The 25,546-nt window shown below is 71.1% G+C and carries 26 protein-coding genes; 12 read left to right on the top strand and 14 right to left on the bottom strand.

What is annotated here, in order from left to right; translation table 11 throughout:
• Positions 1-146: 146 nt before the first annotated feature.
• From Q9R22_RS03050 to Q9R22_RS03035, 4 genes are all read left to right on the top strand, one after another.
• A complete protein-coding gene (locus tag Q9R22_RS03050; protein WP_098055584.1) occupies positions 147-1,277 on the top strand; it encodes a tyrosine-type recombinase/integrase in 1,131 nt (376 codons plus the stop codon).
• Positions 1,274-1,630, top strand: coding sequence for a helix-turn-helix transcriptional regulator (locus Q9R22_RS03045; protein ID WP_035962946.1), 357 nt, complete (start codon positions 1,274-1,276; stop codon positions 1,628-1,630). The genes Q9R22_RS03050 and Q9R22_RS03045 overlap by 4 nt, the downstream gene beginning before the upstream one ends.
• Positions 1,623-2,252 (top strand): hypothetical protein, encoded by a 630-nt coding sequence (locus tag Q9R22_RS03040; protein ID WP_098055586.1) that lies wholly within the window; start codon positions 1,623-1,625, stop codon positions 2,250-2,252. The genes Q9R22_RS03045 and Q9R22_RS03040 overlap by 8 nt, the downstream gene beginning before the upstream one ends.
• A 535-nt stretch (positions 2,253-2,787) precedes the next feature.
• Entirely contained in the window at positions 2,788-4,146 is a 1,359-nt protein-coding gene (locus Q9R22_RS03035; protein ID WP_131333810.1) for a hypothetical protein, read from the top strand.
• A 147-nt stretch (positions 4,147-4,293) separates the two neighbouring features.
• Here Q9R22_RS03035 and Q9R22_RS03030 read toward each other — a convergent pair whose 3' ends face one another.
• From Q9R22_RS03030 to Q9R22_RS03020, 3 genes are all read right to left on the bottom strand, one after another.
• Positions 4,294-5,532: a heparan-alpha-glucosaminide N-acetyltransferase domain-containing protein gene (locus Q9R22_RS03030; RefSeq protein ID WP_242670533.1), complete on the bottom strand. Its 1,239-nt coding sequence runs from the start codon at positions 5,530-5,532 to the stop codon at positions 4,294-4,296.
• Between the two features lie 84 nt (positions 5,533-5,616).
• Positions 5,617-6,468 carry a F510_1955 family glycosylhydrolase gene (locus tag Q9R22_RS03025; protein ID WP_019310368.1) on the bottom strand — a complete coding sequence of 284 codons (852 nt, stop codon included), beginning with the start codon at positions 6,466-6,468 and terminating at the stop codon, positions 5,617-5,619.
• Positions 6,465-7,991, bottom strand: a complete 1,527-nt coding sequence (locus Q9R22_RS03020; protein WP_029603314.1) for a multicopper oxidase family protein — start codon at positions 7,989-7,991, stop codon at positions 6,465-6,467. The genes Q9R22_RS03025 and Q9R22_RS03020 overlap by 4 nt, the downstream gene beginning before the upstream one ends.
• Positions 7,992-8,149: 158 nt before the next feature.
• On the opposite strand from Q9R22_RS03020, the gene Q9R22_RS03015 reads away from it, so the two are divergent.
• From Q9R22_RS03015 to Q9R22_RS02980, 8 genes are all read left to right on the top strand, one after another.
• Complete coding sequence (locus Q9R22_RS03015) at positions 8,150-8,860, top strand: response regulator transcription factor (RefSeq protein WP_311254035.1); 711 nt, start codon at positions 8,150-8,152, stop codon at positions 8,858-8,860.
• Positions 8,857-9,996: an ATP-binding protein gene (locus Q9R22_RS03010; RefSeq protein WP_311254034.1), complete on the top strand. Its 1,140-nt coding sequence runs from the start codon at positions 8,857-8,859 to the stop codon at positions 9,994-9,996. The genes Q9R22_RS03015 and Q9R22_RS03010 overlap by 4 nt, the downstream gene beginning before the upstream one ends.
• A 97-nt stretch (positions 9,997-10,093) precedes the next feature.
• Positions 10,094-10,420, top strand: a complete 327-nt coding sequence (locus Q9R22_RS03005) for a heavy-metal-associated domain-containing protein (RefSeq protein ID WP_311254033.1) — start codon at positions 10,094-10,096, stop codon at positions 10,418-10,420.
• A 100-nt stretch (positions 10,421-10,520) separates the two neighbouring features.
• Positions 10,521-11,186: a DUF305 domain-containing protein gene (locus Q9R22_RS03000; protein WP_311254032.1), complete on the top strand. Its 666-nt coding sequence runs from the start codon at positions 10,521-10,523 to the stop codon at positions 11,184-11,186.
• A gap of 99 nt (positions 11,187-11,285) precedes the next feature.
• Positions 11,286-11,372 carry an SHOCT domain-containing protein gene (locus tag Q9R22_RS02995; RefSeq protein WP_311254043.1) on the top strand — a complete coding sequence of 29 codons (87 nt, stop codon included), beginning with the start codon at positions 11,286-11,288 and terminating at the stop codon, positions 11,370-11,372.
• Positions 11,369-12,853, top strand: coding sequence for a multicopper oxidase family protein (locus Q9R22_RS02990; RefSeq protein WP_206399030.1), 1,485 nt, complete (start codon positions 11,369-11,371; stop codon positions 12,851-12,853). The genes Q9R22_RS02995 and Q9R22_RS02990 overlap by 4 nt, the downstream gene beginning before the upstream one ends.
• Before the next feature lie 87 nt (positions 12,854-12,940).
• A complete protein-coding gene (locus Q9R22_RS02985) occupies positions 12,941-14,272 on the top strand; it encodes an APC family permease (protein ID WP_311254031.1) in 1,332 nt (443 codons plus the stop codon).
• A gap of 64 nt (positions 14,273-14,336) precedes the next feature.
• A complete protein-coding gene (locus Q9R22_RS02980) occupies positions 14,337-15,212 on the top strand; it encodes a potassium channel family protein (protein ID WP_035962920.1) in 876 nt (291 codons plus the stop codon).
• A gap of 55 nt (positions 15,213-15,267) precedes the next feature.
• On the opposite strand, the gene Q9R22_RS02975 is transcribed toward Q9R22_RS02980, so the two are convergent.
• The 11 genes from Q9R22_RS02975 to Q9R22_RS02925 all read right to left on the bottom strand — a co-directional run bounded on the left by Q9R22_RS02975 (position 15,268) and on the right by Q9R22_RS02925 (position 25,087).
• A complete protein-coding gene (locus tag Q9R22_RS02975) occupies positions 15,268-16,689 on the bottom strand; it encodes an NADH-quinone oxidoreductase subunit N (protein ID WP_240505713.1) in 1,422 nt (473 codons plus the stop codon).
• A 15-nt stretch (positions 16,690-16,704) separates the two neighbouring features.
• Positions 16,705-18,201 (bottom strand): NuoM family protein, encoded by a 1,497-nt coding sequence (locus tag Q9R22_RS02970; RefSeq protein ID WP_019310379.1) that lies wholly within the window; start codon positions 18,199-18,201, stop codon positions 16,705-16,707.
• Positions 18,198-20,108: a proton-conducting transporter membrane subunit gene (locus Q9R22_RS02965; RefSeq protein ID WP_035962911.1), complete on the bottom strand. Its 1,911-nt coding sequence runs from the start codon at positions 20,106-20,108 to the stop codon at positions 18,198-18,200. The genes Q9R22_RS02970 and Q9R22_RS02965 overlap by 4 nt, the downstream gene beginning before the upstream one ends.
• Positions 20,105-20,407 carry an NADH-quinone oxidoreductase subunit K gene (locus Q9R22_RS02960; RefSeq protein ID WP_019310381.1) on the bottom strand — a complete coding sequence of 101 codons (303 nt, stop codon included), beginning with the start codon at positions 20,405-20,407 and terminating at the stop codon, positions 20,105-20,107. Before Q9R22_RS02960 ends, Q9R22_RS02965 begins: the two co-directional genes overlap by 4 nt.
• A complete protein-coding gene (locus Q9R22_RS02955; RefSeq protein ID WP_311254030.1) occupies positions 20,404-20,967 on the bottom strand; it encodes an NADH-quinone oxidoreductase subunit J in 564 nt (187 codons plus the stop codon). The genes Q9R22_RS02960 and Q9R22_RS02955 overlap by 4 nt, the downstream gene beginning before the upstream one ends.
• A gap of 3 nt (positions 20,968-20,970) precedes the next feature.
• On the bottom strand, positions 20,971-21,906 hold the full coding sequence (locus tag Q9R22_RS02950) for a complex I subunit 1 family protein (RefSeq protein ID WP_029603322.1): 936 nt from the start codon (positions 21,904-21,906) through the stop codon (positions 20,971-20,973).
• Positions 21,899-23,071, bottom strand: a complete 1,173-nt coding sequence (locus Q9R22_RS02945; protein ID WP_311254029.1) for a hypothetical protein — start codon at positions 23,069-23,071, stop codon at positions 21,899-21,901. The genes Q9R22_RS02950 and Q9R22_RS02945 overlap by 8 nt, the downstream gene beginning before the upstream one ends.
• Positions 23,062-23,406: an NADH-quinone oxidoreductase subunit A gene (locus Q9R22_RS02940; RefSeq protein WP_109244531.1), complete on the bottom strand. Its 345-nt coding sequence runs from the start codon at positions 23,404-23,406 to the stop codon at positions 23,062-23,064. The genes Q9R22_RS02945 and Q9R22_RS02940 overlap by 10 nt, the downstream gene beginning before the upstream one ends.
• 103 nt (positions 23,407-23,509) lie before the next feature.
• The gene (locus Q9R22_RS02935; protein ID WP_311254028.1) at positions 23,510-24,199 is read right to left on the bottom strand and encodes a DUF305 domain-containing protein; all 690 of its coding nucleotides are present in this window, start codon (positions 24,197-24,199) and stop codon (positions 23,510-23,512) included.
• Between the two features lie 231 nt (positions 24,200-24,430).
• On the bottom strand, positions 24,431-24,637 hold the full coding sequence (locus tag Q9R22_RS02930) for a DUF305 domain-containing protein (protein ID WP_311254027.1): 207 nt from the start codon (positions 24,635-24,637) through the stop codon (positions 24,431-24,433).
• A gap of 39 nt (positions 24,638-24,676) precedes the next feature.
• Positions 24,677-25,087, bottom strand: a complete 411-nt coding sequence (locus Q9R22_RS02925; RefSeq protein ID WP_085107340.1) for a four-helix bundle copper-binding protein — start codon at positions 25,085-25,087, stop codon at positions 24,677-24,679.
• Positions 25,088-25,546 lie beyond the last annotated feature (459 nt).

The following is a 25,546-nucleotide window of genomic DNA, read 5'->3' as shown; positions in this document are numbered from 1 at the left end:
ATTAGGTGCACGATTTCGCGTGATGACAGTACCGACGTTCGGCGTCAAGGTGTCTGTCCGATCCGGTGAACCCCTCGTCATGCAGAAGGCCCCGGAATAGTCTCTGCATCAGATGCATGATTCGCCCATTTGGTGATGGGGTTCTGATGGTGAAGGTCGAAGTGCCGCAGGGGGCGGCCTCCTTGGTGCTGGCCCCCGGTGTGACCTTTCTGCAGGAGGAAGAATCCGTATTCGAGGCCATGGTCCAGGGGTGGTCGGCGCAGATGATCGGTGGGCGGGGACTTCAGCGGCGGTCCGTGGCCGCGGTGGTGTCCACGGTGCGGCGGTTCCAGGCCAGCACCAGCGAGTGGCCGTGGCGGTGGAGTCCGCAGTTGTTCGATGAGTGGATGACGGACCGGGTCCGCACTCGGGCGCTGGCCCCGACGACCATCCGTTCCTACCAGTACGCGGTGCGTTCTTTCTGCACCTACCTGTGCTCGGAGCACTACGGGTGGGTCGCGGAGTGCGAAGAGCGCTTCGGTGGGCACCCGAGCCAGATCTACCACGAGGAGAACACCGCCCAGCACCTGCAGGGCTACGAGGGGCGCCCGGGGCGCCGACCGTTGAGCCGAGATGAGCTGCAGAAGTTGTTCGATCAGGCCGATGCCGAGGTGGCGGCCCGGCTGGATGCCGGGCGCAAGGGCGCGGTGATCGCCTATCGGGATGCGACGCTGCTGAAGGTCGTCTATGGCTGGGGCTTGCGCGCCAACGAGGCCGCTCATCTGGATGTCACCGACTTCTACCGCAACCCGCACGCTGCCCAGTTCGGTGATTACGGGGTGCTGCAGGTCCGCTTCGGAAAGGCCTCCCGGGGTGGTGCGCCCAAGCGCCGCTCGGTCGTCTCCCTCTTCGACTGGGCGGTGGAAGCCGTGGTCGACTACATCGCCAACGTCCGTCCCCTAGTCGTGAAGAGCGCTTCCAGTGCGGCCTCGAATGCGCTGTGGCTGACCGAGCGCGGGACCCGGCTGCAGGCCCGTGACGTCGCTGACCGGTTCGGGTTCTACCGCGATGAGCTCGGCTTGGATCCGGCGTTGAGCCCGCACTGTCTGCGCCACAGCTACGTGACCCATCTGATCGAGGACGGGGTGGACCCCCGCTTCGTCCAGGAACAGGCCGGCCACGTCTACCAGTCCACCACCGGGCTCTACACGGCCGTGAGTGGGGACTTCAAGAACAAGATGCTCCATGACGCGATCCGGGCCGTGCTGCCCACGAACCCGGGAGGGCAGAGACAGTGAAGGTCATCGGCTATGAGTGGAAGCTGCGGCAGGTAATGGCGGCCGCGGGCATGTTCAGCACCACCAAGCTCATCCCGGAACTGGAAGCGAGGGGTATCCATCTGTCGGCCAGCCAGGTCTACCGGCTGGCCGCGGAGAAACCGGAACGGCTGAGTTTGCACGTGCTAGCGGCCCTGATGGACATCTTCGGCTGCACGGCCAATGACCTCATCACCCGTGTCGATCTCGGCGCGGCCACCGCTCGCACCGGCACCGGCACCGATGCGGGGTCGCCCGAGGCTTCGGCGGATGCGCTGCGTGCCTCCGGGGCTCGGCCCAAGCGGGCCCGGATCGTGCCTCCCAGCGATGAGTGAGCACCCGGGGCGGCCCATCGCCGAGCTGATCAGCACGGTGGAGGCCGGTGTGCCCGCCGATCGCCTCCGGGAGATCGTGGCTGCCATCGTCGTGCGGCCCCACTCCGGGGCCCGGCAGCTGGGTCAGCTGCACGTGGATCCGGGGTTGTTGACCTCGGCCGACAACGCGATGCCGACCCTGCTGCAGCGCATCATCGCCGCCCTGCTCGAGGCCGGTGCCACCTCGGTGCGCCTGCCGCGCTGCACCGGCTGTGGTCTCGAGCGGATGTTGCCCGAACGCCTCGACGGGCACCGGGTCTGCTCCAAGTGCAAGAAGCGGGCCGGTACCAGGGCCATCACCTGTCATTGCTGCCGACGAGAGCGTCAGCTCGCCTCCTTCGTCGGGGACGCCGACTACTGCGGGGCCTGCTGGCGGGACATGTACGGGCAAGCATCGGCGATCTTCGTCGCGGCCGCCCACGGCCTGATCCCCTCCCTGGATCCTGCGGTCCTGGGGGGTCTTCGCCCAGCTTCCCGCCTCGCCCGGGCGCCGGTTGCGCTTGGCCCTGGACATCGCCGACTACGGAGCGGATTGGTTCGCAGCCCCTGCCCGGGGGTCGGCCCTCTTCGGTGTCCTCTATGATCAGCTGGCCCGCCAGGCGCCCGAGTTGCCGCCGGCGTGCTGCGGGCACTGCGGGCAGCACCGGTCGCTGACCAACGTCTATGAAGGTTTACGCTGCTGCTCCCGGTGCTACACAGCACTGCGGTCCCAACCGTGCGACGGATGTGGGCGTACGGGCCCGATCGCACGGCGGATGCCCGACGAGGCCCGGCTGTGCCAGGGGTGCGCGAAGGCCCTCCCCGACGGCTGGGGCATCTGCAGCCAGTGCGGCACCCACCAGCACATCGTCTACCGCGGCCCCGCCGGACCCGTCTGCGCCCCGTGCCGGTTCGCAGCCCAGGTGGACACGTGCACCCGGTGTGGGCGCACTACACCGTGCCGGTTCCCCGGCACCCCGGGCGCGGTGTGCGAGAGGTGCCGCAAACCCAGGCAACCCTGCTCCCGGTGCGCCCAGGAGCGGATTGTCGCCACCCGGGACGAGTCCGGCGCCCCGATCTGCCACAGCTGTCACCACATTCTCGAGGACTGCAGCGTCTGCCACCGGCACCGGCGCGTCGTGGGACGAACCGAGGGGGCGCCCCTGTGCGAATACTGCTACCCGCGCCACCCGGTCAGCTTCCGCGACTGCACCCGCTGCGGCCGCCATGCCAAGCTGCGACAGACCGGGCTGTGCGACCGGTGCACCGCCGATGACCAGCTCGCCACCTTGTTCCCGCCCGAGCTGCTCGAGCGCCACGAGACCGCCCGCACGATGCTCACCGCCCTCCAGGCCGGGGACCCGGCCACGGTCCGCGCGGCCTTCCATCGCCACCGCGCCGTGGAACTGCTGCGCACGGTGTTGGCCACCCCCGATCTGCTCGACCACGAGGCCCTCGACGATCTCGGGCCCGAGTACACGACCCGGGCGGTGCGGGCGCTGCTGGTCGAGCACGGCCTGCTGCCCGCCCGCAACCTGCCGCTGGCCCGCTTCCAGGCGTGGATCATCACCACCGCCCAGCTGATCGAGGATCCGGGTGAGCGGCAGGCCTTTATCCAGTTCGCCACCTGGAAGCACCTGCGCGATCTCAGAAGCCGCGCCGAGCCCCTGTCCGGTCCGCTGGTCACCAGCCGCCGGCACGAGCTGCGGGTCGTGCTTGACCTGCTCGCCTGGGCCCGAGACCGGGGCAAGACCCTGGCGAGCCTGGACCAGGCCGACCTGGACCACTGGGCCACCACCGGGGCCGAGAAATACCTCGTGGCCGGCTTCCTCACCTGGGCCCACACCAACGGCCGCAGCCAGCCTCTGGAGATCACCCGACCGCCCAGGACGTACCTGTTGGTGGGAGGTCTCAGCGATGACCAGCGCCGCCGAGTCCTCGACGGCGTCCTGAACCACGACACGATCACGGCGGGGACGAAGCTGGCCGCCGCCCTGGTGCTGGTCTTCGGCTTCCGCCCTGCCCAGATCACCCGGATCCGTCTGGACGACATCCGCTCCACCGGGGAGGCGCTGCAAGTCACGGTCGGGAAGGAACCGCTGCTCCTGCCCGAGCCGCTGGCCGATCTCGCTACCCAGACCGCAGCAGATCGCAGCGCGCGTCGGATGTTCACCCCTGCCCAAGACCACCACTGGCTGTATCCCGGCGCTCAGCCGGGGACACCCTTGTCAGCGGCCGCTCTGGTGCGCCGGCTGGCCGCAGTCGGTGTCCTGGTGAGCCCGGCGCGAACCGGGGCACTCACCTCACTGTCCCAACAGCTGCCACCACCCGTGCTCGCCGACCTCACCGGCATGCACCTGGCCACCGCCGTCCGCTGGCGCAGCACCGTCGCCGCCAGCAACGCTCACTACGCCGGCCTGCTGCTCGCCTCCGAAGAGAGCCCAACCGCAGTGCTGCGAACTGTGCTTTCCTCGGCATCCAGCACAGAGCCGCCCTGAGCGTCGCAAGACGGAGTAGTCCGCGGCCTGAGAAGCGCCTGCCCAACGAGGTCGGTCGGCCGCCCAGGTTTTGCCGCGCACCGCTGTTCACGGGTGAGCAGGCCAGGGTCGACGAGCTTCTTCATGTGGTGGCTGACCACCGTGTCCTCATTCTCGATCGGCGCCGGAGGAGGAAGGCAGGACGGTGGTGCTGGCTTTCTTGGCGGCCGTGCTGACGAGCCGTTCCAGAGGGCCTTGCCCGAAGGCGCGTTTCCAGGCGAGGGCGAAGATCGCCGCCAGAACGAGGTAGAGCAGGAACCACAGCTGGGGCTGGTCGTAGTGCAGCTCGAAGGAGAGCAGCACCAGCTGGGTGGAGTAGAGGGTCAGGGTCATCGCCCCCATCGCCGACAGGGGCAGCAGCCACGGACCGACCTTGCGGGCTAGTAGCAGGAACGCCCCGAGCGCGGCCAGGCTCACCCCCAGGCTCCAGGCGATGGCCAGGGGCATGTTGGTGTGCGGGGTGGTGATGGCCAGCCACCACCAGGAGCCCGCGGGCAGCGCGTCGTCGGGGCCCCAGATCAGGATCCCGGCCAGAGTCTCCTCGTCCAAGGACGCGGCGTGGGTGAGCTGGTGATAGCCGCCGAAGATGTAGAGCACCAGCCAGGAGGCCAGCCGGGCCGTGACCGCCAGACCCACCCCGATCACCAACAGACGGGTTTGGATCTCGACGTGGTGCAGGTGCAGGCGTCCGATGCCCAGGCCCACCAGCAAGTAGGTCAGATAGGGCAGGGCCGGGTAGGTGCCGGTGAGCAGCAATTGGGCGAGGGTGGCGCCGGGGTCGGTGAGCACGTCGATGACGGTGGGATTGCCGGAGGAGAATTCCGGGACCTGGTCGCCCAGCTCCAGCATCAGGACCGGTGCCGCCACCGCGAACCCAGCTGCGCTGAGGAACAGCGTCCGGGCGGGCAGGTGCAGGAAGGGGATGGTCAGCACGAAGAAGATGCCGTAGTAGGTGAGGATGTTGAACGCCGGTGGGTCCTCGGGCATCAGGGAGTTGATTGCCACCCCGAGGGCGAAGATCAGCAGGGCCCGCACCGCCACGCCCACCCGCGCTCCCGTCATCCGTCGGCCTGTTCGGGGGTGTCGGCCACCGGTGGCGAAGGCCAGGCCCACCCCTGCCAGCAGGGCGAACAGGGCGGCGGAGTCTCCGGAGAACAGGGTCCAGCTCAGCGTCGCCTCGTGGGTCTGTTCGTTCTCGGCGGGCAGGAAATGGATGGCGGTCAGCCCGATCAGCGCCAGCCCGCGCGCCGCGTCGATGCCGGTCAGCCGTTTCCGCGGGACACGTACGGCCTCCGCCGGCATCGCGGCATGGGTGGCGTCCTGGTGCGTAGAGTCGTCCTTACTCATGATGGCCCCCTACTCCCTTGTTGCCTGGCGCGCTGTCAGGCGTGAATGGTCGCCGACTGTGCCTGGGGGCACGAGCGGTGGTGTTCACAGCAGCTGCTCCGTCGTGGCTCCACCGTCCAGGCTCCGCAGCACCCGGGGGCCCTCCACCAGCAGCGCCTCGACCTCCCCGCCGTCGGTCAGACCTGCTCCCAGGGCTACGACCTCGCCGACCGGGTCCCGACTGGCTGTCCAGGTGTCCCCGGCGTCACGGCTGGTCAGCAGGCGCCCGTCGATGCCGGCGCCCACCATCGTTTCGTCGTCGGCCCAGGCCACCCGGGACATCAACTGCGGGGTGTCCACCGTCGTCCACGTCGTGCCGTTGTCGGAGGAGCGCAGCAGGCCGTCCTCGGTGGTGGCCAGCACCGTGCCCGTACCCGGGGCGACCGCCAGAGAAGCGGGGGCGGAGGGGATGGCGGCGGTGTCCCAGTTGCGGCCGTCGGCGCTGATGCGCAGCTGCCCGTCGAAACCGATGACCCCGTTCGGGCCGGCGGCCAGGGCATGGAAGTCCGATTCCCCGGCCCGCGAGAGCACTCTCCAGCTCTCACCGGCGTCGGTGGACTCGATCAGCCCGACCGGTTCAGGCAGGTCCACGCCCAGACCCGGGTGGCCGGAGGCGAGGTAGCGCCCCTCGCCGGTGGTGGTGAAGCCCATCAGGTCCACTACCGGGCCGACCTGGGTCAGGTCCTGGTCGTCCAGGCGGAACAGGCCTTCGTGGGTGGCCAGCAGGATCGTCCCGGCCGCATCGCGGGTGATGGCGTGGACGTGGGTGATGGCGGTGCCCGTGCTGGAGGCCGGGGCGGTGGAGTTCCCGGACTGTGGTGAGCAGGCGGTGACGGCCAGTCCGGTGCCGGCGACCAGGCCGAAGGTGAGTAGGGAGCGGCGGGAGAGGGTGGTCATGGGCGGTATCTCAGTTCGGTCGTCATGCCGGCTTCGGCGTGGTAGATGTTGTGGCAGTGGATCAGCCAGTTCCCGGGGTTGTCCGCCTGCACGTCGATGGCCATCGATCGCATCGGGGCGATCAGGACGGTGTCCTTGCGCAGGCCGTTGGGCAGCGCGAAGGTGTGCCCGTGCAGGTGCAGGGGGTGGGCCATCATCGTGTGGTTGGCCACGGTCAGCCGCACCCGCTGTCCCTCCTGGATCTGCACAGGATCGTGCTGCCCGTAGGGGGCCCCCTTGAATCCCCACTCGTAAGGGTTCATCTGCCCGGTCATGGCCAGGTCCAGGGACACGTCGGGGTCCCGGGCCTCCAGCCGGGCGCTGTCCGCCGGTGTCAGGTCGGCGCCGATGAGCACGGATCTGTCCAGTTCCGCCGGTCGTACTGACGACGGCGGTGGATTGCCGGCCCCGGTGCGCACCAGGGCCATGGCCTGCCCGTCCTTGCCCAGCGGCACGGCCACGAAGGGGAAGACCCCTTCGGCCAGGGTGACGGTCGCGTCGTAGCGTTCTCCCATGCCCAGGTAGAGGGCATCGGTGTCCTGCGGCTGCACCGGGAACCCATCGGTGTGTGTGACGGTCATGCGATGCCCGCCCAGGGCGACCGTGAAGATGGTGTCCGCGGCGGCGTTGATGATCCGCAACCGCACTTTCTGGCCCGGCTTCGCCGTGAGCACCTCCGGGTCCGCGGGAACCCGCCCGTTGACCAGGTAGTGCGGGTAGGACACGTCCCCGGCGTCATCGCCGTACGGGGAGTCCCCGGCGCTTATCGCCCCGTGGTCCATCCCAGCCATGCCCTCCGAGGAGCCGGAGGACATGTCCATGCCCTCCATCCCGCCCATGTTGCCGTGGTCCATCCCGGGCATCCCGCCGTTGTCCCGGGAGGAGGTCAGGGCGGCCAGGACCTCATCGGGGGTACGGCCGGTGCCGTCGACCCAGTCGTCGAGGACGAGGATCCACTCGTGGTCGTAGGCGCCGGGTTCTTGCGGGTCGTCGATGATCAGCGGGGCGTACAGACCGCGGTCCAGCTGCACCCCGACGTGCGGGTGGTAGAAGTAGGTCCCCGGGTCCGGGGCGGTGAAGTCGTAGGTGTAGGTCGCCTCGGCGGCGATCGGATCCTGGGTCACCCCGGGCACCCCATCGGCGCCATTGGCCAGGGCGATGCCGTGCCAGTGCACGGTGGTGTCCGCCGGCAGGCGATTCTCGACCCGGATGCGCAGCCGGTCCCCGGCCGTGGCGCGGATGAGCGGACCGGGGAGACTGTCGCCGTAGGCCCACGTCGCCACCGTCGATCCGCCCAGATCGAGCGTGACCGGCCGGGCGGTGAGCGCCGTGTCCACGAGGCGCTGACCGGCTCCGGCGGAGGCCGTCCCGGCCCCCACCCCTGCTGGGAGGGACGGGGCAGGTGAGGAACAGGCCGCCAGGGCGCCGGAGCCGAGCAGGCCGAATCCGGCGACGAGCAGACTTCTACGGGAAAGGGTGTCCATGATTCCTTGTCGGGTCACCAGAAAATGCGGGGGTTGAGAACCATTCTGGCAGGCCACCGGCAGGCGGGAGCCCAGATTCCTTGAAGGTTTGGCGAAGATTGCGGACCATCCGGCCCCCGAGTGGCTTCTACGTCGGGACGGCGGGACACACTGGGATCATGGTGATCTCCGCAGACAGGGATGCGTCCTCAGCCGAGCGCGTGCTGGTGGTCGACGACGAAAAGCCTTTGGCGCAGATGGTCGCCACCTACCTGTCCCGCGCCGGCTACGCCGTCGCCCAGGCGCACACCGGCCCCGCCGCCCTCGAGACCGCCCGCACGGAGCACCCGGACGTCGTGGTCCTGGATCTGGGGCTGCCGGGGCTGGACGGGGTCGAGGTGTGCCGGCGGCTGCGGGCCTTCTCGGAGTGCTACGTGCTGATGCTCACCGCCCGCGGGGACGAGGAGGACAAGCTGGCCGGGCTGGCCGCCGGGGCCGATGACTACATCACCAAGCCCTTCAGCGTGCGCGAGCTCGTCGCCCGGGTGGCCGCGGTGCTGCGCCGGCCCCGCCCCACCGTGGCCCCGGCCGAACCGGCGCGGGTGTTCGGGGACCTCGTCATCGACCTGACCGCCCACGAGGTGCGGGTGGGCGGCGATCCGGTGGCGCTCACCCGCACCGAGTTCGACCTGCTGGCGGCCCTGTCGGCCCGCCCACACCAGGCGTTCTCCCGTCGTCAGCTCATCGACATCGTGTGGGACCCGGCTTGGGTGGGCGACGAGCGGATCGTGGACGTGCACATCGGCCACCTGCGCCGCAAGCTGGGCGAGGAACCGACCGCCCATATCGGCACGGTGCGCGGGGTCGGCTACCGGATGGGGGCCCGATGACCCGACGCCCCCGGGGGCTGGTCTCCCGGTTCCTGCTCGCCCAGCTGCTGGTGGTGGCCGCCAGCCTGCTCGCCGCGGTCGTGGTGGCCTCCCTGGCCGGCCCGGCGATCTTCCACGAGCACCTGATCATGGCCGGGAACCCGGAGAACTCCCCGGAATTGCTGCACGTGGAGCAGGCCTACCGCGACACCAACCTCATCACCCTGGGCGTGGCCCTGGGCACCGCCCTGGTCTGCGCCCTGGTGGTCAGCGCCTGGTGCTCCCGTCGTATCCGGGGGCCGTTGGAACGATTGACCGAGGCGGCCCAGGGCATGGCCCACGGCCGCTACGACACCCGGGTCCCGGCGATGGGCGCCGGGGCGGAGGTCGAGGCCCTTGCCTCCTCGTTCAACACCATGGCCGCCCGTCTGCGGAGCACCGAGGACACCCGCCGGCGAATGCTCTCAGACCTGGCCCATGAGATGCGCACCCCCATCGCGGTGCTCACCGTCTACTGCGAGGCCCTCCAGGACGGGGTCACCCACTGGGATGAGACCACCAGTGAGCTCATGAGCGAGCAACTGGCCCGACTGACCCGTCTGGTGGACGACATCAACGACGTCTCCCGCGCCGAGGAGGGCCGGATCGACCTGGACCGCACCGAGCAGCCCGTCGGTGAGCTCCTCCGGAGTGCCGTGGAGGCCCACCGGGAGGGCTACGCCGCCAAGGGCGTAGCCCTGGAGCTCGACGTCGACGAGTCGGCCGGGACCGTGGACGTGGACCGGCAACGGATGGGCCAGGTACTGGGCAACCTGCTCACCAACGCCCTGCGCCACACCCCGCTGGGCGGAAAGGTGATCCTGAGGGCGGCCCGGCAGGGTCCCGGGCAGATCGCCATCCACGTGGCCGACACCGGTGATGGCATCAGCGCCGAACACCTGTCCCACGTCTTCGAACGCTTCTACCGCGGGGACACCGCCCGCGACCGCGACCACGGCGGCTCCGGGATCGGCCTGACCATCTCCCGCGCCCTGGTCGAAGCCCACGGCGGCACCCTGACCGCCACCTCCCCCGGACCCGGACACGGCGCGGTGTTCACCATGGAGCTGCCCACCTGTCACCGCGTGGGTTCCCCGGCAGCAGAGGTCACCGGATGACCCACTTGCTTTATACCCCCATGGGGTATATACCCTAGAGCGGTAGGGATCCCTTGGGTCCCTGCGGTATCGCATAACCCGAGCGAAGGAACTCCAGATGACCCCCGAGACCCCTCAGCCGCTGCCGATGGCCTCCACCGGCTGCGCCTGCTGCACCCCGGCCTCCGACCAGACGGCTCCCGCCGCCGAAGCGGCCCCCTCGGCCGGCACGTCCGCCACGTATCAGGTGGAGGGCATGACCTGCGGCCACTGCGCCGGCCGGGTCACCGAGGCCCTCACGGCGTTGGAGGGGGTCCTTGACGTGCAGATCGACCTCGTAGCCGGCGAGGCTTCGGCCGTTACCGTGACCAGCACCACCCCTGTCGCAGAGGAATCCGTGCGCGCCGCAGTGGCGCGTGCCGGATATGCGGTCACCTCTTCCTGAGCGTGCCGGGACCGGATCCCCCACGGCCCGACCCGGCTCCCGGTCTCCAGGCCCTGCCTGGGGCCACCACCACCCAACCACCCCACGTAAGGACATCCCCATGAACCGAGCCTCTTCCCTCACCGCCGTGGCCCTCGCCTCTGCCCTGGCCCTGGCCGGCTGCGGCACCGGAGGCGAACAGAACACTGACGCGGCCTCCGAGACCACCAGCTCCACAGCTGCCGCCACCGGGGCCGGTAGCCCCTCGAGCACCCCGTCGGGCACTACCTCAGGGGAGCCGATCGCTGAAGAGCACAACGACGACGACGTGATGTTCGCCCAGATGATGATCCCCCACCACCAGCAGGCCGTGGACATGAGCGAGACACTGCTGGCCAAGGACGACATCCCCGCCGATGTCCAGGACTTCGCCCAGAAGGTCATCGATGCCCAGGGCCCGGAGATCGAGCGCATGAACCAGATGCTGCAGACCTGGGAAGCGCCGATGTCCGGCGAGGACTCCACGTCCATGGACCACGGGGCCGGCGGGATGATGAGCGAGGAGGACATGGGCATGCTCACCGACGCGCAGGGGACGGACGCGGCCCGGCTGTACCTGGAGCAGATGACCGTCCACCACGAAGGCGCGGTCGAGATGGCCCAGGAGCAGATCGAGCAGGGACAGAACCCCCAGGCCGTCGAGCTCGCCCGCCAGGTGGTCGAGGACCAGGAGGCGGAGATCACCGAGATGGAGCAGATGCTCCAGGAGCTGCCGGACGGTTCCTGACTGCCCCGGTGACCGGCGTCGCCGCCCACGGGCGGCGGGACCCGGCAGGGCGGGAGCGCCCCGCCGCCGACGGGCGCGGGTCCGCGCCGGTCCCGGGAGATCCTCGAGGAGCGCTACGCCCGCGGGGAGATCAGCACCGAAGAGTATCGCGAGCGGCTGCGGACCCTGGAGGAGGGCGACCGGTGAGCCCGCTGACCCGCCGGCAGCTGCTGGCCCTGGGTGCGGCCGGGGCCGGCGCCGCGGCCGTGGGCGGGGCCGGGCTGTGGTGGACCGGCGGCGGTGGCGAGGCCCTCGGCGGCGGCCGGGAGCTGCTGCAGCCCGAGGTGCTGTCCAGCCGGGACGGGGCCCTGGACCTGGCCCTGGAGGCCGCCCCCGCCCGGGTGCGGATCGGGGCGCGCACCGCGCACGTGCAGGCGTTCAACGGCTCCCTGCCGGGGCCCACCCTGCGGGTCCGCCCCGGCGACACGCTCCGGGTGGCGATGACCAACGGCCTGGAGGCCCCCACGAACCTGCACGTGCACGGGCTGCACGTCTCCCCGGAGGACAACGGGGACAACCCCTTCGTCAGCATCGCCCCCGGGGACTCCTTCGACTACGACTTCTCCCTTCCGGACGACCACCCGCCCGGCACCTACTGGTACCACCCGCACCGGCACGGGCACGTGGCCGACCAGCTCGCGGCGGGTCTCTACGGGGCCATCGTCGTCGAGGACCCCGACCCCGTGCCCGTGGCCCGGGAACGGGTGCTGGTGGTCTCGGACCTCACCCTCGACGACTCCGGGAACCTGGCCGAGGTCTCTCCGCCGCAGCGGATGATGGGCCGGGAGGGCGAGACCGTGCTGGTCAACGGCCAGGTCCGGCCCCGGGCCGGCGCCGCACCCGGGGAGCGGGAGCTGTGGCGGGTCGTCAACGCCTGCCCGGCCCGGTACCTGCGCCTGACCCTCGACGGCCAGACGCTGCGGCTGCTCGGCCGCGACGTCGGCCGCCTCCCCGAGCCGGTCGAGCTCACCGAGGTGACCCTGGCCCCGGGCAACCGGGTGGAGCTGCTCGTGGACACCCGCGAGGGCGCCTCCACCCTGACCGCCGCCCCCGTGGACCGCGGCAGCATGGACGGCATGATGGGCGGGGCGGTGCCGGGGGACGGCCCCGGCACCGACGAGCCGATCGAGCTGCTCACCCTCGAGGTCACCGGGGACCGGGCCGCGGACGCCGGCCCCGTCCCCCCGGGTCCGGTGCTGCGGGACCTGCGCGAGGAGCCGGTCGCGGCCCGGCGCACCCTGGACTTCGCCATGGGCATGGGCATGGGCGGGATGATGGGCGGCATGCGCGGCCCCGGGCAGATGATGTCCTTCACGATCGACGGGCGGCCGTTCGACGCCGAGCGCACCGACCAGCGGGTCCGGGTGGGCACCGTGGAGGAGTGGACCCTCACCAACTCCAGCCCCATGGACCACCCGATGCACCTGCACGTGTGGCCCATGCAGGTCGTGACCGAGGCGGGCCGCGAGGTCGCCGCACCGCGGTGGCTGGACGTGGTCAACGTCCCGGCCTTCGGAGAGGTGACGGTCCGGGTGGCCTTCGACGACTTCGCCGGCCGCACCGTCTACCACTGCCACATCCTCGACCACGAGGACCTCGGCATGATGGGCACCCTCGAGGCCCGCTGAGCACCGTGGGCCGGCCCACCGACCCTGTCCGAACCACCCCACCGCCGGGGGCACTCACCGCCCGGCAGGAAGGACGTGCACCTCCTCATGGACCACGACACGCAGACGCAGCAGAAGCTCTCCCTGACCGGTTCCGTCGCCCTCGGGACGGGGGTGATGATCGGCGCAGGCATCTTCGCCCTCGTGGGGCAGGTCGCCGAACTGGCCGGCGGCTGGGTGCCCTGGGCGTTCCTCGCCGGAGCCGTGGTCGTGGCGTTCAGCTCCTACTCCTACATCCGCTACTCGGCCACCAACCCGTCCTCCGGCGGGATCGCGATGCTGCTCAAGGCCGCCTACGGCCCCGGGGTTCTCGCCGGGTCCTTCTCCCTGTTCATGTACGTGTCGATGATCCTGGCCGAGTCCCTGCTGGGCCGCACCTTCGCCTCCTACCTGCTGCGCCCCTTCGGCCTGCAGGGCTCCGAGGTGTGGGTGGCGGTGCTGGCGGTGGTGGCGATCGTGGCCGCCGCCCTGGTCAACCTGGTGGGCAACCGGTGGGTGGAGCGCTCCGCCACGGTGACCGCGGCGCTCAAGATCGTCGGGATCGCCGTGCTGGCGATCGCCGGCATCCTCGCCGCCGGGGTGTCCTCCCTGGGCCGGCTGTTCAGCGCCGCCGACCGCACCCCGCCGGAGGCGGGATGGCTGGGCTTCCTGGCCGGAACCACCCTGTGCATCCTGGCGTACAAGGGCTTCACCACGATCACCAACCAGGGCGCCGACCTGCAGCAGCCGGAGCGCAACATCGGCCGCTCCATCATGATCTCCCTCGCCCTGTGCACCGTGCTCTACCTGCTGATCACCGTCGCGGTGACCGGCAGCCTGACCGTGCCGCAGATCGTCGAGGCCCGGGACTACGCCCTGGCCGAGGCGGCCGAGCCGATGTTCGGCGCCTGGGGCGTGACGCTGACCGTGGCGATCGCCGTCGTCGCGACCCTGTCGGGGCTGATCGCGAGCCTGTTCTCGGTCTCGAAGCTCTACGACATGCTCCGCGGCATGGGCCAGGCCCCCGGGCTGCCGGGTCAGGAGGGCCACCAGTCCCTCTACATCACGGCGGGACTGGCCATCGTCATGGCGGCCTTCTTCGACCTGGGCCAGATCGCCTCCCTCGGCGCCATCCTCTACCTGGCGATGGACATCGCCATCCACCTCGGCATCCTCCGCCACCTCAAGGACGACGTCGGGGCCAAACCGTGGATCCCCTGGGTCGCGATCGCCCTCGACGTCACGGTGCTCGTGCCGTTCGTGCTGCTGAAATCCCAGTCGGACCCGTTCACCCTGGTAATCACCGCCGTGGTGGCCCTGGTCATCGTCGTGGCGCAGTGGTTCACCGTGCGACACCGCTCCGACGAGGACGCGCGGCAGGGCGAGCACGAACAGCACTGAGGACCGGTGAGCCGCCCCGTAACCCGGGGACCGGAAGAACAAAAACCAACGACGGAGGTCGATCATGGACGTACTGCTGACAGCTCTGGGGATCGTGGTCATCGTGGCCGGGCTGATGGACATGTTCCACACCCTGTTGCACCCCAGCGGCCAGGGACGTCTGAGCCGACTGGTGCTCTCCACGGTGTGGAAGGTCTCGAAGGCCACCGGTCACCGGGCCGGCTCCGCCGTGGGGCCGGCGGCGATGGTGGCCGTGGTGCTCCTCTGGGTGGTGCTGCAAGCAGCGGGGTGGGCGCTGATCTACTACCCGCACGTCCCGGGCGGGTTCATGTACTCCTCCGGCATCGACGCGGCCGCCTACCCGGACGCGGTCGAGGCCGTCTACGTCTCCGTGGTGACGCTGTCGACGCTGGGCTACGGGGACGTGGTGGCCACCGACTCGTGGATCCGGGTCGCTGCCCCGTTCGAGGCCTTGACCGGGTTCGCGCTGTTGACCGCGGCGCTGACGTGGTTCACGCAGATCTATCCTCCCCTGATGCGGCGCCGGGCGCTGGCCCTGGAACTCAAGGGGCTGGCCGACGCCGACTATGCCGAGACGATCGAGGAGGTCGAGCCGGTCATCGCCTCCCGGGTCCTGGATTCCCTGCAGGCGGATCTCACGAAGATCTCCGTGGACTTCACCCAGCACACCGAGGGTTTCTATTTTCAGGAGAGCGACCCCGATCTGTCCTTGGCACGGCAGTTGCCGTATGCGCTGCGGCTCCGTGATGCGGCCATGGCCCGGTCCGAGCCGGCGGTGCGGTCCAGCGCCCAGCGGCTGTCCTCGGCCCTGGACCAGCTCGGGTCCGAGATCAAGGACGACTTCGTGGGCACCGGGGAGCACCCCGGTGAGGTCTTCGCCGCCTATGCGGCCGAGCACGGCCAGAGCACCCGGGCCTGAGTTCGCCCCTCTCGGCGTTGCGCACGGGCGGTCCGGGGCGCGAAGGTCGCCGCACCTACATTCCCAGGGGGCCCTCGAGGGCCGCCCACAGGGCGCCGGCCAGGACACCCAGCACCAGGCTCGCGACCGCGGCGACCCCGGCGGTGACGGCCGGCCAGGCGGCCGCCCCGCCGCGGCCGGGGAACCCCGCGGCGTGCTGCTCCGGGCGGGCGAAGACGGGGGCGAACCAGCGCAGGTAGTAGAAGAGGCTGAGCACGCTGCTGAGCATCACCACCAGGGCCAGCCAGCCGTGCCCGCCGTCCCAGGCGGCGGTGGCGGTGGTGAGCTTGCCGACGAACACGGCCAGCGGCGGGGTCCCCACCAGCCCCAGCAGCGCCACGAGCAGCGCCAGCCCCAGGCCGGGGCGGGAGCGCGCCAGGCCCCGGTAGTCGGCCAGCTCCCGGTGCTCGGGCAGCGCGGCGGTGACGGCGAAGGCGGCGACGTTGGTGACGGCGTAGGCGGCGAGGTAGAACAGCAGCGAGGGCAGGGCCAGGTCGCTGCGCCCGGCCGCGGCCACGGGCACGAGCAGGAACCCGACCTGGGCCACCGTGGACCAGCCCAGCAGCCGGCGGGGGTCGGTCTGCCAGTACGCCGCGAGGTTGCCCAGGACCATCGAGGCGGTGGCCAGCAGTGCGGCGACGAGCAACCAGGAGCCGTCCCCGGCGGAGACCGTGGCCACGAGCCGGTACACGGCCACCAGCGCCCCCACCTTCGGGACGGTGGTGAGGAACGTGGCGGCGGTGGCCCCGGTGCCCTGGGCGGCGTCGGGCACCCAGAAGTGGAAGGGCACCCCACCGGCCTTGAAGAGCAGCCCGGCGAGCACGCCCAGCACGCCCGCGCCCACGGCCGCGGCCGGGGCCGCGGGCAGCGTCTCCTGGAGCAGGGCGTAGTCGGTGCCCCCGGCCAGGGCGTAGAGCACGGTGACCCCGAGCATGAGCAGGATCCCGGACAGCGCCCCCATGAGGTAGGTCTTCATGGCGGCCTCGGCCCCGGCGCGGCCGCCGGTGAGGCCGACGATCCCGTACAGGGGGATGCTGGCCAGCAGGAACCCCACGATCAGCACGAGCAGGTCGGTGGACCCGGCCAGGACCATCACCCCGGTGGTGGCCAGCAGCAGCAGCGCGTACGTGTCCGACTCCCGCGGGGACCCGGCGATCTCCCCGGAGGCCACCCCCAGGACCAGCAGGGTGGTCAGGGCGGTGATCACCCGGGCGGTACCGGTGGCGGTGTCCACGGTGAAGGTGCCGCTGAAGGCGCTCTGCGCGGGCCCGGCCATGGCGAGGGCCGCGGCGGTCGCGGCACCCAGCAGGGCCAGGGCTGCGGCGGCGCGGGCGATCCACTGCCGGTCGCGGGGCAGGAAGGATCCGCCCAGCAGCACCACCAGCCCGCCGAGGAAGACGAGAATCTCGGGTAGCAGCAGCTCGGGGCGCATCTGCATCGAGGCCTCCATCGGTTACCGTCCCACCAGGCCCACGAGGGCGGCCGAGGCCGGCTCGATCACCTCGAGCAGCACCCGGGGCAGCACACCGATGAGCAGGGACAGGCCCAGCAGGGGACCGGCGGACCACAGCTCCGGCGCCCGGAGGTCCTCGAACCCGGGGGTGTGCCCGGCCGCCGGGCCGGTGAAGACCCGCTGCAGGGCCCGCAGGAACAGTGCGGCGGTGACCAGGATGCCCACCAGGGCGACCGCGGTGACCGGGGCCACCGCCACGCTGCCGGCGAAGATCTGGAACTCGGCGATGAACCCGGAGAACCCGGGCAGGCCCAGGGAGGCGAAGGCCCCGACCGCGAACAGCGCCGCGTAGCGCGGGGCGGGGGCGGCCAGCCCGCCGTAGGAGCCCATGTCGTAGGAGCCGGCCCGGTCCTGCATCACCCCGGCGAGCAGGAACAGGGCGGCGGTGATCAGCCCGTGGCTGACCATCTGCACCACCGCGCCGGTGACCGCCACGGACCGGGCCTGGGCGGCGCCCTCGGCGAGGACCCCGACCGCGCCCAGGGCCAGGACGATGTAGCCCATGTGATTGACCGAGGTGTAGGCGATCATCCGCTTGAGATCCGTCTGGGCCAGGGCCACGAACGCCCCGTAGAGCACCGAGACGACGCCGACGGCCACGATCACCCAGGCCCACGCCCGCCACGCTTCGGGCAGGATCGGCATGGCGATGCGCACGAACCCGTAGGTGCCCATCTTCAGCAGCACCCCCGCCAGCACGGCCGAGCCGGTGGCCGGGGCGTCCGTGTGGGCCGGGGGGAGCCACGTGTGGAACGGCACGGTGGGGGTCTTCACGGCCAGGCCCACCAGGATCGCCGCGAGCACCAACCCCCCGGTGAGCGGATCGCCCGCCAGAGGTGCGGCCGCGACGAGCTCGGGGATGTCGAAGGTGTGCGGTGCCGCCGCCACGTAGAGCCCGATGAAGCCCAGCAGCAGGGCCAGGGAGCCCAGGAACGTGTAGAGGAAGAACTTCAGCGCCGACCGGACCGCGTTGCCGTGGCCCCACCCGGCGATCACGAAGTACATGCCCACGATGGACAGGTCGAAGAAGACGAAGAACAGGATGAGGTCGGCCGCCACGAACACCCCGAGGCTCACGCCCTGCAGGAACAGGAACAGTGCGGCCTGCACGCGCGGGCGGTCCGCGTCCCGCAGGGCGTGGACGGCGCAGGCCAGGAACACGACGGCCGTCATGGCCAGCAGCGGCAGGGAGAGCCCGTCCACGCCCACGTGGTAGCTGCTGTTCACCCCGGGGATCCACGGCACCTGCTCCTCGAACGCCAGCCCGTTGGGTCCCGGGTCCTCGTAGCCCGCCCACAGCACGCCCACGAGCAGCAGCTCCACGACGCTCACCGCCACCCACGCCCACCGCGCGGCCGCGGCCCCGATCGAGGGGACCACGGCCAGGACGGCGGCGGCGGCCAGGGGCAGGAAGACGATCAGGCTCAGCATGTTCATCCCATCACGGCGTAGACGGACCAGACCATGACGCCGACGGCGAGCACCGCGACGGCCTGGAGGAAGTACTGGTGGACTGCCCCGGTCTGCGGGGCCCGGGCCAGCTGCCCGAGCCGGCGGACCCGGCCGGCGAGGCCCTCGACGGCGCCGTCCACGACGTCGTCGTCGAGCCGGGCCGCACCCCGGCCGGTCGCGTCGGCGGCGTGCGCGGTGGCCTCGACCCCGGTGTCGAGGGCCCGGTCGTCGAACCGGGCCGCGGCCCGTGCCAGCACCGGGACGGCCCCGGCGGCGGCGGTCACGGCCCGGTCCAGGACGAGGTCGTCGAACCGGGCCAGGGCGTGCGCCAGGCCCAGTGAGGGGCGGACGACGACGGCGTGCGCGGCGGCCTCCAACCCTAGCCACCGCACGGCCCATCCCGGCTCGGGGACGCGCAGGCGCAGCATGAGCAGCAGGACCACGAGGGCGATCGCGGCCGAGACGAGCAGCTCGGCGGCCGCCACCTCACCGTGCCCGCCCACCGCCTGGGCGAGGGTCGTGCTGACCGGGGGCAGGGCCAGCACCCCGAGGGCGGCCGCGCCGACGGCGAGCACGACCAGCGGGACCTGCTCCAGCACCCCCACTCCCCCGGTGCCGCCCTCCTGGGCCTCAGCGCGGACACCCCGATACCAGATCGTCCACAGGACCTTGCCCGCGTAGGCCGCCGACAGGGCCGCCGCCACGAGCCCGGCGGCGTAGAGCCACGCCGAGGCCTCGAGGGCGGCGGCCAGCACCGCGTCCTTGGTGGCCCACAGGGACAGTGGGGCGATCCCGGCCAGGGCCAGCGCCCCCACGGTCGCGCTCACGCCCACGACCCGCCACCGGCGGCCGGCCCCGCGCAGTGCCGCGAGCTCCTCGGTGCCCAGGGCCGTCAGCCACGCCCCGGCGGCCAGGAACAGCAGCGCCTTGGTGGAGGCGTGGGCCACCAGGTGGGCCGCGCCGCCGCTGACCGCGCCCACCCCGGCGGCCAGCACGACGAAGCCCAGCTGCGCCACCGTGGACGCCGCCAGCAGCTGCTTGAGCTCCCGCTGGGCCAGCGCCACGAACCCCATCAGCACCGCGGTCACCGCCCCGATCCACGCCGCGGCCGGGCCCGCCCACCCGGTGGAGGCCAGCAGCGGCTCCACCCGGAGCAGGAGGTAGCCGCCCATGGCGACCATGGCCGCGGAGTGCAGCAGCGCGCTCACCGGGCTGGGGCCCTTCATCGCCCCGGAGAGCCAGAAGGAGAACGGCAGCTGCGCGGCCTTGCCTAGGGCCGCCACGAGGATCCCGGCCGCGATCACGTGCCGCCACGGGCTCTCGGCGGCCGGCAGGGCGGACAGGGCCATCCCGGCGCCGCCGGCCAGGGCGGCGCCGGCGGCGACGTAGAGTCCCAAGTCCGCGGTGCGGGTCGTGATGAAGGCGGTGAGTCCGGCCGAGACGCGGTCGGCGTCCCGCCACCAGAACCCGATCAGGGCGTAGGACGTGGCGCCCATCAGCTCCCAGGCGAACAGCAGCGCCGGCAGGCTCGCGGCCGTGACCGTGGTCAGGGCCGCGGCGGCGAAGAGCAGCATCAGCCCGTGGAAGCGCGGCCGTGCCGCCCGGATGCTGCCGGCCGCGAAGACCAGCACCAGGAGCGTCACTCCCGCGACCATCGGGAGGGTCAGTGCCGCGAGGGCGTCGGCCTCCAGCGCGAAGTCGGCACCGGCCACGAACGGATACGCCAGGGCGGGCCGCGCCAGGGCGGCGACCGCCGCGAGCACCGTGGTCACCGCGGCGGTCGCCACCGCGACCGGGGCCGCGGCACGCTCCGCCCGGGTGAGGGCGAGCACCGCCCCCACGGTGGCCGGGAGCACCACCACGGCCAGCAGGACGGCCTGGGCCGCGGTCATCGGGAGAGCTCCTCGGCCATGTCCGTCATGTCGGTCTGGCGCCTGCGGTGCAGCAGCGTGGCCACGGCGAAGCCCATGGCCATCTCCACGGTCATGGCCGCCAGGATCACCAGCAGCAGCACCTGCCCGGAGGGGTCCGGGGCGAGGAACCACCAGAAGCCCGCGGCGGCCAGGAGGACCCCGTTGATCATCAGTTCCAGGCCCATCATCACCATCACCACCACCTGCTGGGACAGGGCGCCGTAGAGCCCGACGGCGAACAGTGCGGCGGCCACGACCAGCACGGCTTCCAGGGTCATCGGCCCACACCCCCCGGCTGGGGGTCGTCGGCCGGGCGGCGGCGCAGGTCGTCACCGAGCCGGTCGTAGCGGGTGCGGTGGGCGGCCAGGACCACCCCGGCCACGATGGTGGCCACCATGACAGGGCCCACCACGGCCATGATCAGCATCTTCTCGCCCATGATCTCCAGGCCCAGCGCGTGCGTGACGTCCTCGGGCGGGACACCGCGCCGCTGCGGCCACGGCACGAGCAGCGCACCGGCGGCCAGCAGCACGAAGACCCCGGCCGAGGCGACGATCGCGGTCTTCTTCCCGTGGGTCATGTCCATGGGCATCAGCGCCGGGTTCATGCCCATGAACATCACCATGTAGACCGCCATCACCGCCATCTCCATCACCATCATGAGGATCGTGATGATCCCGAGGTAGCTCTGCCCGAGCAGCAGAATCTGCACCCCCACCGCGATGAACGACAGCGCCAGGGCATAGGTGGCCCGGGCCATGGAGTCCACCACGAACACAGCTGCCCCCGCGGTCACGGCCACCACGGCGAGCACCCAGAATACGATTCCGACCAGCACGGCTCAGCCCTTCCAGACGACGACGAGGGACACGACCAGGTCCTGGAGCACGGCGGCCGGGAGCAGGACCATCCACCCGATCTCCATGAACCGGTCCGGGCGCAGCAGCGGAAGCTTCCGCCGCAACCACACGAGCACCGCGAGCACGGCCACGGTCTTCACCAGGACCCACGCCCAGCCGGGCAGGACCGGCCCGGCCCCGCCCCCGAGGAACAGCGGCACCGAGAAGGCGGCTCCGGCGGTCAGGAACAGGTAGCGCCCGGCCTGGAGGACGAGGCGGTCGACCCCCGAGAGCTCGGCCAGCACGCCGCCGCCGATGTCGGCGGCCAGCGCCGGGGCGAACGGGCCCCACACGGAGAAGCCGGTCACGCCGATGAGGAACACGAGGAACGCCACCGGCATCCAGACCACGAACCACACGCCGTCCTGGGCCGCCGCGACATCGCCCACGGCCAGGCTGCCGGCGGCGATCGCCGGGGCCACCAGCGCGAACATCAACGGCAGCTCGTAGGCCAGCCCGTGCGCCAGGAAGCGGTAGCCGCCCACCAGGCCGTGGGCGGAGTTCGCACCCCAGCCGGCCAACCAGACCAGCGCCCAGACCATGACGTCCACGGTGTTGAACCACACGACACCGACGTCCAGGTCCGCCAGCGTCCACTCCCCCAGCGGGATCACCGCGATCATCAGGAACGCCCCGACCAGCATGCCCGCGCCACCGATCCGCCACAGCAGGGTGTCCGCGGCCACGGTGCTCCGGCGCCGCTGCCGCAGCAGCCTCGCCGCACGGCCCAGCGGCGCGCCCCATCCGCCGCCGGTGCCCTGCGCCCGGGCCGAGAGCGCCGCATCCAGCGCCACGGCGAAGAAGGCCAAGCCGCACAGGAGGATCCCCGCCAGCACGGCCCATCCTCCGGGGACGGTCGTCACCACGCTCTCAGCCATGCCCCACCGCCTGGACGGCAGGATGCGGATCGAGATCCAGGCTCGCCACGGCCAACCGCACGGAGCCCAGCTCCAGCCCGGTCACCAGCTCCGGCAGCACCGCCCACGGCACCGCGGCGTCCTCCACCGGGACCGGCTCCGCGCCGCCGGCCTCGGCCCGGATCCGTTCCACCCGGGCCAGCAGCCGGTCGTGGGCGTCCCCGAGGCAGCGCCGCGGCAAACCATGCTGCTCCAGGTCGGACGGGTCGAGCGGCAGCACGCCCCGCAGCGACCAGCGGAGCAGTCGTGATCTCCGGATCGTCCGGTGCAACCGCTCGGCGGCGGCCCGGGCGGCGCCCTGATCGCCGTGCAGGAGGGCGTCCCGGGCGCGGCGGGCGCCGGATGCCGCGTCCTCGGCCCCGGCCAGGGCCAGCAGCGCCACGACCTGGTCGCACCACACCACCGCCGCCGGCGCGGGACCGGGACCCGGTCCGCCTGCTCCGGCGCCGTCGACCACGGAGGCTTCGGCGTCGACCACGACATCCCCCTGCAGGGAGCAGCGCAGCACGAGCCCGGCCGGCCAGAACGGCAGCACGGGACCGAGCGGAAGGTGGAGCACGTCCATCTCCAGCCCGTCACGGTCCTCCCCGCCCCCGGCCAGGGCGATTCCCCCCGGGGCCATGTCCATCCCGCCGTGGCCGCTGTGGTCCATGCCGCCATGACCGCCGTGGTCCATCTCGCCGTGGTCCATCTCGCCGTGGTCCATGCCCCCGTGGTCCATGCCCCCGTGGCCCATGCCCCCGTGGCCCCCATGATCCACGTCCTCAGGTATCTCGGGTTCCTGCGCCCGCTCCCGCGCGTCCTTCCGGTGGCGCGGGCTATCAAGAAGAAGGGCTGCGGCGTCGTCGAGGGCGGGCCCCACCCCTCCCGGCGAGGTGATGTCGGCGCGGACGCGAGGACCGGGCATCTGCTCCCAGAGCCGGTCCACGAGCTCCGAGAGCTCGGGGCCGGGGACACCGCACACCGCCAGGACGTCCGCGTCCGCTGGTGTCCACGCCGGCCGCCACCCGCGGCGGCGCAGCTGCTGCTCCAGCTCCATGCGGGTAGCCCAGTGTCCCGGGACCTCGACGACGAGGACCTGCGCGGCCCGGACCGCGAGCCGGGCGAGAGCATCGCTTAGGCCCATCGGAAGGCTCCTTCCCGCCAGGCCCAGGCCACGGCGACGAGCAGGGCCCCGAGGAACAGGAACATCTCCACGACCGCGGAGATCCCCTTCTCGATCACGACCACCGCCCACGGATACATGAAGAGCATCTCGACGTCGAAGGCCAGGAACACGATCGAGGCGAGGTACCAGCGGGCGTGGAACCGGGACAGCGCGTGCTCCTGGGGCATCCACCCGGACTGAGCGGGCAGCACCGTCAGCGGGTCGGCCGTGATCACTGCTGTGCGGTGCAGCGCGTAGAGGAGAACGACGACCGACATCGCCACCAGGGCCATGGCCACGATTCCGGAGTACACGACGGTCTCCCCTTTCGCGCGGTCGGAACATGGAAGTCTGTCGTTGATCGGTGGGGCCACCCTAACGGGCGGCCCCACCGATCGCGCCGTTTCAGCTCGGTGATCAGGCGCGGCCGGCGAGCCAGGTGCGGAAGTCCGCGACCTGGGCCTGCTGGGTGGTGATCCCCGAGGTGGCCGCCACGCGCAGCTGCGGGTGCACGGCGCGGGACTGCGGCTCGAGGAACTCGATGATACCGCTGTTGTGGTGTGGAATCATCTTCTGCACGAAAGCGACATCGAAGTCCTCACCGGCCTCAACGGCCGACAGCTCCTCGATCATCATCTGGGTCTCCTCCTCCAGGATCTTCATCTCCTCCTGGGCTTCTGCCGGGACCTGGGCCATGGCCTCTTCAGGGGTCAGCCCGTACCACTCCTCCAACCAGGTGGTGAACTGGTCAATCTGGTGCTGCTGATTGGCGATGATGTTCTCTGCGTGGGTGCGGATGTCCGGGCTGGTCCCGCGCTCGAGCTCCAGCTGGGCCATCTCGATCGCGGCCCGGTGGTGCGGAATGATCTCGGCCAGGAACGTGATCTCCAGTTCCTCGCCCTCCAGCCCGGCCAGGGTCTCACCGAACTCGTAGGCGGTCGGGGAAGTCGGGTCCGGCTGGAGCATCTCCGTCTGACTGTGGGAGGACACCGGGGCGGCCTCCCAGTGGGAGGATGCCGGCGCAGCGGCTCCGCCCAGCAACGCAGTGGCCACAGCGGCCGCGGAGGCGGCGGCCGCGGTACGGCGGCCTAATGAAATGTAGTGCATGGCAGATTCCCTCTCGGGCGATGAGCCGGTCCCTCGATACCAGCTCGGCGGATGCCGGGCGGTCTGTCACCGGGACCATGCGTGCACCGCGGTGAAGCAAACGCCAAGCAGTAGTGGGCGGTATGGGGGGAAGACGGAATCTGCCCCCGTGCAGCTCGTTCGTGCAGGGGCACAGGCCCCGTCTTTTACCGGCAGATGGTGTAAATGGACATCGGCCGGTCAGCGGGTCGATCAGGCGGTGGCGGCGGGGCGGCCGCCTTGGCGGTCGTACCACTCCTCGAGCCAGGTCTGCATCTGCTCGATCTCCTGGTTCTGGACCGTGATGATGTCCTCGCACATCGCGGCCAGCTCCGGGTGCACGGCCTTGTCCACGCACTCCTGAGCCATCACGACCGCCATGTAGTGGTGGTCGATCATGCTCTGTTCTTTCAAGCCCATCCTCTTCCTTTCCTGCGTCAGGTCAGTGTTCGGCCCGTCTCAGCCCAGGGAAAAGATCAGGTCCGCGCAGGCGGCCTCGCAGCGGCGGCAGGCCTCGGCGCACACGCGGCAGTGCTCGTGCTCACCCGCGTGCTGGGCGCACTCGTCGCCGCAGGCCTTGCAGGCGGCCCGGCATGCCTCCAGGACGACCCGGGTGACCTCGGCGTTGTTGCCGGTCTGACGGGAGAGCACACGGCCGGTGCTCGCGCAGATGTCGGCGCAGTCCAGGTTCTTACGGATGCAGGTGCTCAGTTGCGCGACCATGTCCTCGGCCAGGCAGGCATCCGCGCAGGCGGTACAGGTCTGGGCGCACTCGAAACAGGCCTCGATGCACTCCGCCAACTTCTGCTGGTCGATGCCCCCCAGGTCCTTCGGGTAGGTCTCCAGCATCGAGCTCACGTGATGAGTCATGGTTCTGCTCCTTCTCTCATACTGCGGTTCGTGCGGTATATCGATCTGGTGCCGACGGATCTTGCGATCCACCATGTTTCCGACAGTAGCCTTATCAGCGTTGTATCTAAACGGTGATCAACTCCATGTCAGGGCGATGAGCGGGAATCTTCACGGAACCTTCAAGAAGGAGGTCCTGGAACCGTGGGGCCTTCCCTGTCGCGGCGGGCTAGTGAGCTTGTCGGCATGGAGCAGCGCCACGCACGTGGACGCACCCGTGCGGCTGGGCCCGTCCGGTACCGGTTCCGCGCGTCGGGTGGCAGCCCCAGACGGGAGCGTGCGAACGTGGCGGACACCTGGAGATGCAGGGGAGGAAACTGTCCCTGTTGGCTAGATACAAGAGGGCTGTGTCTGTGCGGTTTTCCTCCGTGGGGTGACCCGGCCAGCTGATGTCCGCCTGAGCGGCGGAGGACCGAGAAG

Origin of the sequence: Kocuria sp. PD6, assembly GCF_031844145.1 — a bacterium.
In the GTDB taxonomy this organism is placed as follows: Bacteria; Actinomycetota; Actinomycetes; order Actinomycetales; family Micrococcaceae; genus Kocuria; species Kocuria marina.
Note: the sequence above shows the minus strand (reverse complement) of the source record. Positions and strands in the feature narration are given on the sequence as shown.

Coding starts and splice junctions, on each gene's coding strand:
- Q9R22_RS02950 (WP_029603322.1), bottom strand. CDS start 21,906: ATGGCTGAGAGCGTGGTGACGACCGTCCCCGGAGGATGGGCCGTGCTG.
- Q9R22_RS02935 (WP_311254028.1), bottom strand. CDS start 24,199: ATGCACTACATTTCATTAGGCCGCCGTACCGCGGCCGCCGCCTCCGCG.
- Q9R22_RS03015 (WP_311254035.1), top strand. CDS start 8,150: ATGGTGATCTCCGCAGACAGGGATGCGTCCTCAGCCGAGCGCGTGCTG.
- Q9R22_RS02930 (WP_311254027.1), bottom strand. CDS start 24,637: ATGGGCTTGAAAGAACAGAGCATGATCGACCACCACTACATGGCGGTC.
- Q9R22_RS02970 (WP_019310379.1), bottom strand. CDS start 18,201: ATGAACATGCTGAGCCTGATCGTCTTCCTGCCCCTGGCCGCCGCCGCC.
- Q9R22_RS03050 (WP_098055584.1), top strand. CDS start 147: ATGGTGAAGGTCGAAGTGCCGCAGGGGGCGGCCTCCTTGGTGCTGGCC.
- Q9R22_RS03010 (WP_311254034.1), top strand. CDS start 8,857: ATGACCCGACGCCCCCGGGGGCTGGTCTCCCGGTTCCTGCTCGCCCAG.
- Q9R22_RS03020 (WP_029603314.1), bottom strand. CDS start 7,991: ATGGACACCCTTTCCCGTAGAAGTCTGCTCGTCGCCGGATTCGGCCTG.
- Q9R22_RS02965 (WP_035962911.1), bottom strand. CDS start 20,108: ATGACCGCGGCCCAGGCCGTCCTGCTGGCCGTGGTGGTGCTCCCGGCC.
- Q9R22_RS03005 (WP_311254033.1), top strand. CDS start 10,094: ATGACCCCCGAGACCCCTCAGCCGCTGCCGATGGCCTCCACCGGCTGC.
- Q9R22_RS03040 (WP_098055586.1), top strand. CDS start 1,623: ATGAGTGAGCACCCGGGGCGGCCCATCGCCGAGCTGATCAGCACGGTG.
- Q9R22_RS03025 (WP_019310368.1), bottom strand. CDS start 6,468: ATGACCACCCTCTCCCGCCGCTCCCTACTCACCTTCGGCCTGGTCGCC.
- Q9R22_RS02985 (WP_311254031.1), top strand. CDS start 12,941: ATGGACCACGACACGCAGACGCAGCAGAAGCTCTCCCTGACCGGTTCC.
- Q9R22_RS02975 (WP_240505713.1), bottom strand. CDS start 16,689: ATGCAGATGCGCCCCGAGCTGCTGCTACCCGAGATTCTCGTCTTCCTC.
- Q9R22_RS02925 (WP_085107340.1), bottom strand. CDS start 25,087: ATGACTCATCACGTGAGCTCGATGCTGGAGACCTACCCGAAGGACCTG.
- Q9R22_RS02960 (WP_019310381.1), bottom strand. CDS start 20,407: ATGACCCTGGAAGCCGTGCTGGTCGTGGCCGCCGCACTGTTCGCCGTC.
- Q9R22_RS02980 (WP_035962920.1), top strand. CDS start 14,337: ATGGACGTACTGCTGACAGCTCTGGGGATCGTGGTCATCGTGGCCGGG.
- Q9R22_RS03000 (WP_311254032.1), top strand. CDS start 10,521: ATGAACCGAGCCTCTTCCCTCACCGCCGTGGCCCTCGCCTCTGCCCTG.
- Q9R22_RS03030 (WP_242670533.1), bottom strand. CDS start 5,532: ATGAGTAAGGACGACTCTACGCACCAGGACGCCACCCATGCCGCGATG.
- Q9R22_RS02945 (WP_311254029.1), bottom strand. CDS start 23,071: ATGGGCCTAAGCGATGCTCTCGCCCGGCTCGCGGTCCGGGCCGCGCAG.